Origin of the sequence: Paraburkholderia mimosarum LMG 23256 = NBRC 106338, from assembly GCF_000739815.1 — a bacterium.
Lineage (GTDB): Bacteria > Pseudomonadota > Gammaproteobacteria > Burkholderiales > Burkholderiaceae > Paraburkholderia > Paraburkholderia mimosarum.
Genome location: NZ_BBJJ01000045.1, coordinates 16,543 through 28,602, shown reverse-complemented (window position 1 = coordinate 28,602; position 12,060 = coordinate 16,543). Strand labels below are relative to the sequence as shown.

Genomic DNA, 12,060 nt, shown 5'->3' with positions numbered 1-12,060 from the left:
GCAGGCAAAACCAGAACACGCGGAGAAAACCATGACCGACAGCGAACTCGACTCTGTCTACACGCACCTGTGCAAGACCATGACCGGCCTCGGCGAAGCCAATGGGCCGCTCTTTCTCGCGCGCTTCGCGCTGCTCGCCATCGAGCGGATCGGCGACGCGCAAGCCTGCCTCAGCCTGATCGACGCGGCCGGCGAGCATGTCCCGGCCTCGGTGCCGCAATAGAAGGGTGCGCCCGCGGAGAGCGGGCAACGTGCCTCAGCGCCGCGCAGACTGCACGAGCCGCGCGAGGCGCGAGCGGTTGGTGACGCCGAGTTTCTGAAACGATCGATCGACGTGGGTACGCACGGTCGTATAGGAAATCCCGAGCCGCACGGCAATCTCCTTGTCGAGCAGCCCTTCCACCACGAGCGCGACCACGTCGCGCTCGCGCCGCGTCAACCGGCTGAACGCCTCGTTTTCCGCCGTCGTTGCCTCCACGGAAATCGTCGGGCGGGACTCGCCCTGAGCGCGTGAGCGCGCCAGCGCGGCCATGAAGGCCGGGCGCACGAGATCGAAAAGCGCCAGTTCGCGCTCCGAGAAAGGTTCGCGCTGCTGGCCGCGCCAGACGCGCACGTCGCCGAGCTGCGCCTCGCCCGACCAGACAAACCCATCCACGCCCGAGCGCAGGCCGTCGGCACGCAGTAGATCGAGCAGGCGCCGCCCCACTTCGAGACGCAGAGCGTCCTCAGGCAAGGCATGACCGGCCAGCAGTTCGAAAACGTCGGCGATCGACGCGAGTTCGCGACTCGTCAGATCCATGCGGCTTGGGGCGATGAGAAGTTGGCGGGCGCGCCTCGCCGATGCCACGAAACAGCGGGAGGTGACGCAACGGACAGAGCTTAGTGACCTCGTCCGCCAAGATCAATACGAAAGCGCGGGGCCGAAAAGAAAAATGGGGCAGCAAACGCCGCCCCAACAAAACACACGCCGGCAAAGGGCTGTCTTCCGCCGGAAGTTGCATACTACGCGATGAACTCCCGAGATGCATCCCTTGTAATGGGGATAAACGCTCATTTTATTCAAACTTTCGCGCGCCATGCGAGCTGGACCGATGCGAAACGGTTTGCCGTCATGCGCGACGCATCGTTTCGCATCGGCGCCACGGCTTACTGGATCAGGCGTGACACGCCACGACCGCGCGGATCGGAAACCGCGTCGGGCGTATCGCCATTGATACGGATCGCCTGAATGTCGCCGTTGAAGTCCTGTCCCTTCAGCACGTAGCCCTTCGCCTCGACCTGCCTGGCGAGTTCTCCGTCGATCGGCTGGTACGGCTCCCAGAAAATGACATTGGGCGGCAGCAACTGGTGATGGAAACGCATCGCCGCCACCGATTCCTTCAACGGCATATTGAAGTCGTAGTTGTTGTTGATGACCTGGAAGACCGACGTGAAGATGCGCGAGCCCCCGGGCGTACCGATCACGAGCGCGACCTTGCCGTCCTTCGTGAGGATGGTCGGCGTCATCGACGAAAGTGGGCGCTTCTTCGGCGCGATCGCATTCGCATCGCTGCCCACCACCCCGAACATGTTCGGCACACCCGGCTTCGCGGCGAAGTCGTCCATCTCGTCGTTGAGCACGATGCCGGTGCCCGGCACGACGACGCCCGAACCGAAGTAGCCGTTGATCGTGTACGTGTTCGAAACCGCGTTGCCCCACTTGTCGACCACCGAGAAGTGCGTCGTTTCCGCTTTCTCCGGCATCGACGTGCCGAGGCCCGGCTGCACGCTCTTCGTGTCGGAGGGCTTGTCGGGATCGACTTCGGCTACGCGCTTCGCGAGATAGGCGTCGTCGGTGAGCTGCGCGACGGGCACCTTGTAGAAGTCGGGGTCGCCGAGATATTGCGCGCGATCCGCGAATACGCGCTTCTCGATTTCCGCGGTCAGGTGGATGTACTGCGGCGAATTGAGCGGCACGTCCTTGAACTGCGGCGCAAGCATCGCCTTCATCTTGAGCAGCTGCACGAGGCCCACGCCACCCGAGCTCGGGGGCGGCGCGGTGATGATTTCGTAGCCGTTCCACTTCGCCTCCACCGGCTGGCGCCACACCGCCTTGTACTCGTGCAGGTCGCGCTTCGTAATGAGGCCGTGCCCCTTCATCGAGGCGGCGATGAGGTCGGCGGTCTTGCCGTCGTAGAAGTCCTTCGCGCCCTGGTTCGCAATGCGCGTGAGCACGTTGGCGAGATCGGGCTGCTTGAACGTCACGCCCTCCTTCAGGTTGCCGAAGTACTCGTCGAAGTTGGTCTTGCCTGCGAAGTCCTTGTCGGCGGCTTCGCGGCGCTTCGCGAGCTGCTCGTCCACGACGAAACCGTCGCGCGCATAAGCGATCGCGGGCGCGAGCACCTGCTTCCACGGCAGCTTGCCGAAGCGCTTCTGCGCCTCCCACATGCCTTCGACGGTGCCCGGCACGCCCACGGCGTCGTAGCCGATGAGGCTCTTGCCCGCGATCACGTTCCCCTTGTCGTCCTGGTACATCGTGCGCGTGGCGGCGAGCGGCGCACGCTCGCGATAGTCGAGGAAGTACGGCTTGCCGTTCACGTAGAGCGTCATGAACCCGCCGCCGCCGATGTTGCCCGCCTCCGGGTAAGTCACTGCCAGCGAGAAGGCGATGGCGACGGCCGCGTCCACGGCGTTGCCGCCCTCCTTGAAGATCTGCTCGGCGGCGTCGGCCGCGTACTTGTCGGCAACGGCCACCGCGGATGCGGTCAGGACCGCCGGGCGTTGCTGCGTATCCTTCGCGAAGGCCGGCGTGGCTTCGAGGAAGCCCGCAGACAAGGCGGTCAGCGAAAGCAGTGCGAGAGCGGCAGCGGAGATTTTCGTTTTTTCAACCAGCTTCATTGAGTACACCCCCATGATTCGGTTTGTCGGCCTACCTGATAACTGCCCAGGCCTTATAGCACGCCTCGCAAACGTTTGCTATCCAGTCATCCGCCGATTTCGCTACAGCGCCATTAGAACGGCCCGGCCAGGTCAAGCCGTGCCACGCCTGCCCCGAGCAATTTCCTCTCCCGCATTCGAGGGCAAACGCATCGTCACCGGGATCGACGCCACCGAGAACAGCCCGACCACGAGGAACGCGGGCCAGAAGTCTGACCAGACGATGGTCGAATGCCCTTGCACCCGATGCGATATCTGCAGCACGATGCCCGCGATCGTCACGCCGAGGCCGAGCGACACCTGCTGGATCACGCTCGCCACGCTGGTGGCGCGGCCAATGTCGCGCGTCGGAATATCGGCATAGGCGAGCGAATTGAGCCCGCTGAATTGCAGCGAAGGAAAGATCCCGCCCGCCAGTACGACAAGCCAGATGAGCCACACCGGCATGCCCGGCGAGAACGTGCCGCATATCGCGATGGCCGAGCCCGCGAGCACCGCGTTGACCATCAGCGTGCGGCGAAATCCAAAGCGGCCGAGCACACGCGAGACGATCGTCTTCATGAAGATCGAGCCGAACGCCGATGCGCACGTGATCGCCCCGGAAGCGAACGCCGTCATCCCGAGGCCTTCCTGCAGCGTGAGCGGTAACAAAAAAGGCACGGCACCGAGCCCGATGCGAAACAGCGAGCCGCCTGCCACGCTCGCGTTGAACGAGGGTATGCGCAGGAATTTGAGATCGAGCACGGGCCGCTCGACACGTTGCGCATACAACCAATAGGCGAGCAGCAGCAACGCGCCGATCGCGCACATCGCCACGGCCGTTCCGCTGGCAACGAGTTCGCCGCCCACGAGCGACAGGCCGAGCATGAAGAGCGAAGCACCGCCCGCCGAAAGCACGAAGCCGACCCAGTCGAGCCGCCCCGGATGCTCCTCATGCAGGTTCGCGATATGCCGGTTGGCGAGCCAGATCCCGAGCACGCCAATCGGAATGTTGACGAAGAAAATCATCCGCCAGTGAAGATAGGTCGTGATGAAGCCGCCCAGCGGCGGCCCGACGACCGGCCCGAGCAGCGCAGGCACGGTGAGATAGTTGACCGCGCGAATGAAGTCCGACTTCGGCAGCGAGCGAAAGATGATGATGCGGCCCACGGGCACCATCATCGCGCCGCCGATGCCTTGCACGAAGCGCGCGGCGACGAACATGCCGAGCGACGTGGAAGCCGCGCACAAGAGCGACCCCGTCATGAAAATGCCGATGGCGGTGCGAAACACGTTGCGTGAGCCGAAGCGGTCGGCCACCCAGCCGCAGATCGGGATGAACACGCCGAGGCCGATCACATAGCTCGTGACGGCCAGCTTGAGGGTGATGGGATCCTGGCCGAGATCGCGGGCCAGTGCGGGCAACGAGGTGACGATGACCGTTCCGTCCACGTTCTCCATGAACATCGCGCACGCGACGATGAGCGGAACAATGAAAGCGCCGAGGGCTAAAGGCATGGGCAGGAACGACCATCAGCCTGGCTGATGGCGTAAAGCTGCCATTATGGACCGTGTTGCGGAAAACAGGAACCCGGCAACAGATGAAGCAGCGCGCATCAAGCAGACCCAGGCGCCCGCACGAGAGCACGAGCCGCAAAGCCCGCCCCCGCACACGGGCGCGGACTTTGCGGACGGATCATGCGGGAACCGCTCAAGCGATCAAACGGCCGTCGTCGCCGGGCATCAAGTCACGTTCGTTTGAGCCCATTCCATCTTGCGCGCCGTAATATACGGTGCCAGATGCATCCTGCGACGCCGCAAGCGAAACTTGCCGAATCCGCGTAGAGTGCAGCCTTCGCGCGAGCCGGGGCGTGGTAGGTCCGCTGGATTCCGGCTCGGGCGCGCGCACCTTTGTCATCCAAGCAATGAAACGCTTTTTTTTCGCCATCCTGCTTCTCGCTGCGCTGCCGCTTTTTGCAGTCGACGCACGCGCCGCCGCCATCGAAGGCTCGCTAAGCTGCAACGAATCCGCACACGACTTCATCTCGGGGCTGATCGCGCAAAATCTGATCGACCCCAAACCCATGAGAGTCGAAAGCAATTCGATCAACGCGTTCTGGCCCGCGCACGGCCAGCGCATGACCGCCTATGGCTTCAGCGTGTTCGCCGTGGTCGGCTTCCAGAAAGACGATCCGCTATTCAAGACCGGCGACGGCACGCCTATCGCGCCTTCTGCTTATGGAGCCGTCGTGGTCGGCACGCAGGCCAAGGTGCAGGCGGAGCTCACGGCGGTTGGCAACAACGCCATCGTCCACCATGCCGGACCGCTGCTGACCGCCATCTTCTGTCAGCAGGATTGAGTTCGCGGGCTTGGCGCCTGAGGTCGCCTGAAATCTATTCGATGCGCCCGAAGCCGCCTTCGGCCCAGGTCTCGGCATTCGCCTTGGTAAGCTTGAAGTTCGGCGCGACGCGCGCCTGAGCGAGTTGCTCGCCGAACGCGTCGAACGCGCTGACGAGCGCATAGGGCTCGTACTCGTCGGGCACGATGTCGAGCGTCACCTCCACATCGCCCTCTGCCGTACGCACGCTCACGCGCTTATGCAGGAGCGCGCGCAATTGCTGCTCGTGACGGCGCAGCACTTCCGACGCGGTCTTCACCAGCGTGTTGAACGCCGACGTATCGAGCGGCTTGGGATTCTTCTTGTCGCGGCCCATGGTCCAGGGCCCCACCAGCGCGGGTTCGGGCTCGCCGTCCTTGATCATTTCGACGGCCCAGCCGTCGTCGTCTTCGTTCTTGATCACGCGCGCGGTCCAGCCGTCCTTGCGCCACAGACGCGCCTCCTGGATCACCTCGGCCAGCGCCTGGGCGGCGGAGTCATCGGCGGGGAAATCGGAAACGGCTGCGGGCGAGGAATCGGTCATGGCGGGCATTTCATCGGGTCTGCGGAGGGCTTGCCCGTTGCGGGGCAAGGGCAGGATTTTACCCGCATCGCGGTATGCATCGGATTCGGCAGTCAAGCCTGACTACCCAAAGCGAAAATGATTTTCGCAGGCAAAAAAAACGCGGCCCGAAAGCCGCGTGAAAACAGATGAAAAAAGACGCCCTTGGTCGAGGGCTGAAGAAATTCTAGCGCGGCACCGTCCGATTGTTCAGTACACGATCTGGAACAGTACCTTTCGCCAAACGCCGGGAATCACGCTCGAAAGCGTGCGAAATTCGCCAGGCCGAGTCCCGCGTGGCGTTGCCGCACTGTGACAACCACACAAGCGATTTCATCGAACAAGAAATGCGCTATCGGCAATAACGGTCGGCAGATCGCATCCCGCTCTGTTGCATCTTTTTACGTCTGCGTGTGCCTTGATCCAGATCAGCGTGCGTATACTTATCGATACGTTCTGCTGTATCGATACGGTCACCCGCTCATGAAAACGCTCACGCAACGACTCCTCGCCGCTACCCCGCTCGCACTGATCGCCGCTTGCGGATCGACGCCGCCCTCCGGCTCCGCCTCGAACGGCGAGCCCATGGTCTACGCTTCCTCGGCGCGCTCGGCGTCGTCGATCGCGAACTGCCTCGAAAATCGCCTCCCGCATGTGCACGCTTCGCGCGATGGCAATACGACCGAGCTGAGCGTGGGCTCGCGTTCGGACGCGTCGTACCTCGTCACGCTCACACCGAACGGCAACGGCTCCGTCATTCGTGTGACGCGCGGCACCTCCGCCTCCAACGATCCGCCCGAAGAAGAACTGCGGTTCGACATTGCGCGCTGTACGGTCTGACGCGCGGCCTGACGCGTAACCCGAAGCGCGAGTGGCCGGTCGTGCGCCGTACGCGCCGCACGACGAACCGCATATCGCCCGCCATTCGGGCGCAGCCGCCCCTGTCATAACGGCGACACATCTGCGAAGATTGCGCCCCTTCGACTTCGCCACGCACATCTCCATGGCATCAGGCACCGCACATCACGCCACGGGTTGGGCCGCCGGCGTCATCGCCGCCGCAATCGTCACGCATCATGGCGCCGACAGTCCCTGGCATCTCTATGCCGCGCTCGCTTTCGCGGCCGGTGTCGCGGGCGGATCGGCGCCCGACTGGCTCGAAGTGGCGTGGTGGCGCAAGAAGCGGCGCCTCTGGATTACGCATCGCACGCTTACGCACTGGGGCATCGGCTGGACCGCGCTGCTCGTGTGGTCGTATCTGAAGCTGGGGCATACGCCGATCGCGGCGCCCGCGTTCGGCTTCGCCTGCGGAGGCATGATTCATTTGTTCGCCGACTGGCCCAATCCACTGGGCGTGCCGTGGATCTTTCAGCGGCATTCGCTGAACTGGTGGCGCAGCGGACGATGCGACCTGATCGTCGTCGCCGCCTCCTGGGCCGCCGCCTGGTTTTTCGCCGTGCATGGCGTCCCGCATGACTGGTCGATCGGATCGCTGCGGCGAATCGTCTAATTTAGTCAGGTTTCCCAGGTAATGATCCGGATGCGAACTCGATCGGACGATGCCGATGTGTCCATTCGAGGATCAGGAAGGATTCGACAACCAGCGGCGTGCCCGACTCGCCGCCCGGTCCGGCCGATCCGCTCGATTCTGGCGGGATGACCTATGCTGTGACTACCGGCCGTAGCTGTATCCGTTGCGTTGCCAGTCCTGTCTGCCGTTTGAACCGCCGCCGTCCTGGCGGCCACCGCCGCCCTGGTGACCTTGCGGCGCGTTGCCGCCCGATGCGAACTGCGCGCCGCGCCAGTTCGCATCGCGCCCGTCGTTCGCGCTCGCCCTCGGCTGACCCGGTTGTGGAACCGGCCCGCCGTAGCCGCGCGCCGGCCCCGGATGCCCGGGACGATCGTCGCGCGCGCCGTGCCAATCGGCACCCGGCGGTCCGTCGCGATGGTCATGCCCGCTGCGGCGTCCGTTCACCGCGATATCGACTTCGCCATAGCCGTAGGCCGGAGCGTAGCCATATGCCGGCGCAGCGCCGTAGCCGTAGCCATATCCCGGCGCCACTGCATATCCCTCATCGTAATAGCCGCTGTAGCCGGGGCCAACGACGCATCCCGCCAGCGCGCCGAGTACGCCCGCCGCCAAACACCGTCTCAACATTTCGATTTCCCGTACGCCCAAGCTGGCTCCAAATGCAACGTTGGGTTCGTCATTCCGTGCCGGCATCTTACCGGTAGAGCCGAGCCTGATGTCGATGTTCGCGAATATTCCTCGCATGACACGCCATGAGGGACACTCTCTTTGCGAAAAAGCCAATTGCTGAAAATAAAATCGAAAATCGCATCGTGGCGGCGACCCTATTTTTCATTAACAGCACGGACTGGCTTGATCACCCCGGAGCACACGAGCGGTTTATTCGGAGCAAATGCTGATTGCCGACGGGATTACAGTAAAAACGCGGCGCCCGCTGAAGAGCGCCGTTCACCGATCCCCGATGCCCGTTCAGACGCTTTCCTCGCATTCCGCACGGCCCATCCGGTAGCCGACGAGAAGCCCGGCGTCATACGCCGATTCCAGCGCGCGGCCAACGTCGTCCGCGCTCACCAGGCGTGCGTCTGTGGTCAGCTTGCCGGTCAATTCAAAGCTATCGACACCGAGGGTTCTGCGCGAGATTGCCAACAACAATTCGAGTCGTTCGTCATGCATTTCGCTCTCCAACTTGATACACATCATCTAATTGCCATGATAAATATCAAAATCCGCGCAAGGCGCGACGCATGGACGCATTTCGAGTTTTTGCTCTAAATCGCTATTGAAATCTTTAAAATATGTCAAATCTGCTCGCGGCTGATTTTTAATAACCGGAATGGGATTCAACGTCGGTCCATCCTGTCGATGGCGATATCACACCCCCCACGCCACCATCGATGACCGGCCATTCCGACCGGGTTCCGCATGGGCTGCCGTTTGTTATGATCGGAAACCAGGCAAATCGCGCGGCCGGATCAGCACGACCGGCGCATCTCGCCAGCTTTCCACTCCGCCCATGGATGCCACGCTTTCCCCCTCCGCCAGCACGACAACGACCGACCTGGGCCGCCGCGTCCGCGCCGCGCGCGTCGCGCAGGATTTGACGCTCGATACGGCCAGCCGTTTGTGCGGCGTTTCACGTTCGACCTTGTCGAAAGTCGAAAACGGCTTGATGTCACCGACTTTCGACGTGCTGCAAAAAATCGTCGGCGGGCTCAGGATCGATCTGGCCGAGCTGTTCGGGACACCGCCCAGGCTCAATGCGGGCGGCCGCCGCGCACTCACGCGCAACGGCTCCGGCCAGCGCCACGCCTGCCGCGGCTACCAGATGGAACTGCTCGCCACCGATCTCGCGCACAAGGCGATGCTGCCGTTCCGGATCCGGATCACCGCCCATTCGCTCGACGCCTTCGACGACTGGGGGCGCCACGAGGGCGAAGAGTTTCTTTACGTGCTCAGCGGCAGCGTGTGCCTGTATTCGGAGCTTTATGCTCCCACCTGTCTCGAAGCCGGCGATAGCCTCTACTTCGACAGCCGCACCGGCCACGCGGCGATCTCGACCAGCGAGCAAGACGCCGAAGTGCTTTGGATGGCCACGAACGCCCGCTTGCCGGGCGTGGCGTCCGATGCGCCGGCGACGTCGAAATCGCGCGCGAAGGGGAAGCTCCCGGCGAGTTGAGCCCGCAACGTCGGTTCCCGCCTGTGAGGGTTCAGTCCTTCTCGCCGGGCGAACGCTTGCCAGCAGGAGTGCCGGCAAGTGCGGCTCGGGCGCGGCGCGGCCGCGCCGCAGCGGTGCCTTCCGGCGGGACTTCGCGCTCGCGCGCCGCGCGCCGCACGGCCTCGATCAACGCGCGCCCTGCCAGCGTGGGCTGCGTATCGGTGCGCTGAATCACCCCGACGGGTTCCTCGCCGCCCGCGGAAGGCAGCGGCAGCCGCACCAGCGTGCCACGGCGCAGATCATATTCGACGGCGCCTGCGGGCACGAACCACACGGCATCGTTCTCGAGCGCAAGCGCGCGCCCCACCGAAACCGAGAGCAACTCGACGAACGCCGATAGCGGCGCCGCACCCCATGCGGCGAGCAGGCTGTCGGCCGCCTGGCGGATCAGCGTGCCGAATGGCGGCAGCACGAGCGGATACGTCGCGAGCTGCGCGGGCAAACCTGCGCCGTGAGCGAGTGGATGCCCTGCGCGCACCACCACGGCGAGCGGCTCGTTGTACAGCTGTTCGAAGCTCAAGCCCACCATGCGCTCTGGGTCGGCAAGGCGACCCACCGCAAAGCTGATTGCCCCAGTCTTGAGGCGGTCGAGCAGCTCGGTGTTGGCGCCCGTCACCAGCCGCACGCTCACGCGCGGCCATTCCTTGCCGAAGTGGCGCAGCGCAGCGGGCAGCAAGGCCGTTGCCACCGTGGGCAGCACGCCGATATCGAGCGTGGCCGCCACCGCGCCTTCGTCGCGCGCGAGCAGGGCCACACCCTGGCGCAGCGCGCTCACGCACGCGCTCGCGTGCGGCATGAAGAGCTGGCCTTCGCGCGTGGGCACCGCGCCGTGGCGGCCGCGCTCGAAGAGCTTCACGCCCAGCACCAGCTCCAGTTCGGCGATCGTCTTGGACACGGCAGGCTGCGTGACCGAAAGACTTTCGGCGGCCTGCTGGACGCTGCCCATCTGGGCCACGGCGAGGAAACACTGCAGATGGCGGAATTTGACGCGTCCGTCCGCGAGCCGGTTTTGCATAACGATTGGTTATACGAAGCGCGAAAAAACATCATTTTGCATAACTTTTCGCATTGGATAAAGTGGCTACATCGGTTGACCGCGGCAAACCGCCACTGGCGCCGAGCCCATTTCCCCAATAATCCACCCAGGAGACACCCATGGACGAGTCCATCCTGTCGCCGCGCGATTTCGACTCGCATCCCGCGTACGTCTATCCGCCGTACCGCTCGTCGGTCAAGCGCGGACCCACGCTGCCGCTGATTCCGCTGAAGGAGAAACTGCGCAACCAGCACGCCCCCGTGTACGGCACCGACGACCTGGGCGCGCTCGATCACGATCTCACGCGCAACGCGGCCAAAAACGGCGCGCCGCTCGGCGAGCGCATCATCGTGACGGGCCGCGTGCTCGACGAAGGCGGCAAGCCGGTGCGCAATACGCTCGTCGAGATCTGGCAGGCCAACGCAGCGGGCCGCTACGTCCACAAGCAGGACCAGCACGAAGCGCCGCTCGACCCCAACTTCCTCGGCGCGGGCCGCGCGATCACCGACAACGACGGCCGCTATCGCTTTCTGACGATCAAGCCGGGCGCCTATCCCTGGGGCAATCACCCGAACGCGTGGCGTCCGAATCACATCCACTTCTCGTTGTTCGGCGACTACTTCGGCTCGCGTCTCGTCACGCAGATGTATTTCCCCGGCGACCCGCTGCTCGCGTTCGATCCGATCTACCAGGGTACGCCCGAGAACGCCCGCGAACGACTGATTTCGCGCTTCTCCCTCGATACCACCGAAGAAGGCTTCGCACTCGGCTACGAATTCGACATCGTGCTGCGCGGCCCGAACCAAACCCCCACGGAGCGTTGAACCATGGCACTCAAGGAAACGCCTTCGCAAACCGTCGGCCCGTACTTCGCCTACGGCCTGTGTCCGCAACAATACGATTTCGATCTGAAGAGCCTCTTCACGCCCGACATGGCCGGGCCCGAAACGCCGGGCGAGCACATCACGTTGATCGGCCGCGTGATCGACGGCGACGGCAACCCCGTGTTCGACGCGATGCTCGAGTTTTCGCAAGTCGACGCGAACGGCCGCTATCCGGCGTCGCGCGAAGCGATCGCCCAGAACGGCTTCCGCGGTTTCGCACGGGTTGGCACGGGCACGGACTCGCAGCACCGCTTCGTCGTCCGCACCGTGAAGCCGGGCAGCGAAAACGCCGGGGAAGCGCCGCACGTGAACGTGATCGTGATGATGCGCGGTCTGCTGACGCACGCCTTCACGCGCATCTACTTCGAAGACGAGGCCGCGGCGAACGCCGAAGACCCGGTTCTCGCAGCCGTGCCCGCGGCACGCCGCGACACGCTCATCGCGCGACGCTGCAAGCAGGCCGGCAGCATCGTCTATCAGTTCGACATCCGCATGCAGGGCGAACAGGAAACGGTGTTCTTCGATCTGTAGTGCATCGCGGCTGGCGCCGGGAAGTTGG

Annotated in this window: 14 protein-coding genes; 7 read left to right on the top strand and 7 right to left on the bottom strand. The window is 64.0% G+C overall.

Annotated elements, in window-relative coordinates; all coding sequences use genetic code 11:
• Positions 1–31 precede the first annotated feature (31 nt).
• Positions 32–223, top strand: a complete 192-nt coding sequence (locus tag BMI01S_RS25795) for a hypothetical protein (protein ID WP_028214669.1) — start codon at positions 32–34, stop codon at positions 221–223.
• A gap of 33 nt (positions 224–256) precedes the next feature.
• On the opposite strand, the gene BMI01S_RS43785 is transcribed toward BMI01S_RS25795, so the two are convergent.
• The 3 genes from BMI01S_RS43785 to BMI01S_RS25780 all read right to left on the bottom strand — a co-directional run bounded on the left by BMI01S_RS43785 (position 257) and on the right by BMI01S_RS25780 (position 4,413).
• Complete coding sequence (locus BMI01S_RS43785) at positions 257–799, bottom strand: LuxR C-terminal-related transcriptional regulator (protein ID WP_051381493.1); 543 nt, start codon at positions 797–799, stop codon at positions 257–259.
• A gap of 347 nt (positions 800–1,146) precedes the next feature.
• Entirely contained in the window at positions 1,147–2,877 is a 1,731-nt protein-coding gene (gene ggt, locus BMI01S_RS25785; RefSeq protein WP_036021022.1) for a gamma-glutamyltransferase, read from the bottom strand.
• A gap of 132 nt (positions 2,878–3,009) precedes the next feature.
• Entirely contained in the window at positions 3,010–4,413 is a 1,404-nt protein-coding gene (locus BMI01S_RS25780; RefSeq protein ID WP_028231964.1) for an MFS transporter, read from the bottom strand.
• A 407-nt stretch (positions 4,414–4,820) separates the two neighbouring features.
• Between BMI01S_RS25780 and BMI01S_RS25775 the strand changes: the two genes are divergently transcribed.
• Entirely contained in the window at positions 4,821–5,255 is a 435-nt protein-coding gene (locus BMI01S_RS25775; RefSeq protein ID WP_028231963.1) for a hypothetical protein, read from the top strand.
• Between the two features lie 34 nt (positions 5,256–5,289).
• Here BMI01S_RS25775 and BMI01S_RS25770 read toward each other — a convergent pair whose 3' ends face one another.
• Positions 5,290–5,817, bottom strand: coding sequence for a hypothetical protein (locus BMI01S_RS25770; RefSeq protein WP_028214665.1), 528 nt, complete (start codon positions 5,815–5,817; stop codon positions 5,290–5,292).
• 501 nt (positions 5,818–6,318) lie between these two features.
• Here BMI01S_RS25770 and BMI01S_RS25765 point away from each other — a divergent pair.
• Both BMI01S_RS25765 and BMI01S_RS25760 read left to right on the top strand, forming a co-directional pair.
• Positions 6,319–6,675, top strand: coding sequence for a hypothetical protein (locus BMI01S_RS25765; RefSeq protein WP_028214664.1), 357 nt, complete (start codon positions 6,319–6,321; stop codon positions 6,673–6,675).
• A gap of 163 nt (positions 6,676–6,838) precedes the next feature.
• Complete coding sequence (locus tag BMI01S_RS25760; protein ID WP_028210998.1) at positions 6,839–7,345, top strand: metal-dependent hydrolase; 507 nt, start codon at positions 6,839–6,841, stop codon at positions 7,343–7,345.
• 162 nt (positions 7,346–7,507) lie between these two features.
• Here BMI01S_RS25760 and BMI01S_RS41060 read toward each other — a convergent pair whose 3' ends face one another.
• Both BMI01S_RS41060 and BMI01S_RS25750 read right to left on the bottom strand, forming a co-directional pair.
• Positions 7,508–7,993, bottom strand: coding sequence for a hypothetical protein (locus BMI01S_RS41060; protein WP_036018421.1), 486 nt, complete (start codon positions 7,991–7,993; stop codon positions 7,508–7,510).
• A 342-nt stretch (positions 7,994–8,335) separates the two neighbouring features.
• On the bottom strand, positions 8,336–8,539 hold the full coding sequence (locus BMI01S_RS25750) for a DUF6900 domain-containing protein (protein ID WP_154671350.1): 204 nt from the start codon (positions 8,537–8,539) through the stop codon (positions 8,336–8,338).
• A 340-nt stretch (positions 8,540–8,879) separates the two neighbouring features.
• Between BMI01S_RS25750 and BMI01S_RS25745 the strand changes: the two genes are divergently transcribed.
• Positions 8,880–9,542 (top strand): helix-turn-helix domain-containing protein, encoded by a 663-nt coding sequence (locus tag BMI01S_RS25745; protein ID WP_028231962.1) that lies wholly within the window; start codon positions 8,880–8,882, stop codon positions 9,540–9,542.
• A gap of 31 nt (positions 9,543–9,573) precedes the next feature.
• Here the strand turns inward: BMI01S_RS25745 and pcaQ are convergent, their stop codons facing one another.
• Positions 9,574–10,596 (bottom strand): pca operon transcription factor PcaQ, encoded by a 1,023-nt coding sequence (gene pcaQ, locus BMI01S_RS25740; RefSeq protein ID WP_028210995.1) that lies wholly within the window; start codon positions 10,594–10,596, stop codon positions 9,574–9,576.
• Positions 10,597–10,736: 140 nt separating this feature from the next.
• Between pcaQ and pcaH the strand changes: the two genes are divergently transcribed.
• On the top strand, positions 10,737–11,441 hold the full coding sequence (gene pcaH / locus BMI01S_RS25735; protein ID WP_028210994.1) for a protocatechuate 3,4-dioxygenase subunit beta: 705 nt from the start codon (positions 10,737–10,739) through the stop codon (positions 11,439–11,441).
• 3 nt (positions 11,442–11,444) lie between these two features.
• Positions 11,445–12,032, top strand: a complete 588-nt coding sequence (pcaG, locus tag BMI01S_RS25730) for a protocatechuate 3,4-dioxygenase subunit alpha (RefSeq protein WP_028210993.1) — start codon at positions 11,445–11,447, stop codon at positions 12,030–12,032.
• The last annotated feature ends 28 nt before the right edge of the window (positions 12,033–12,060 follow it).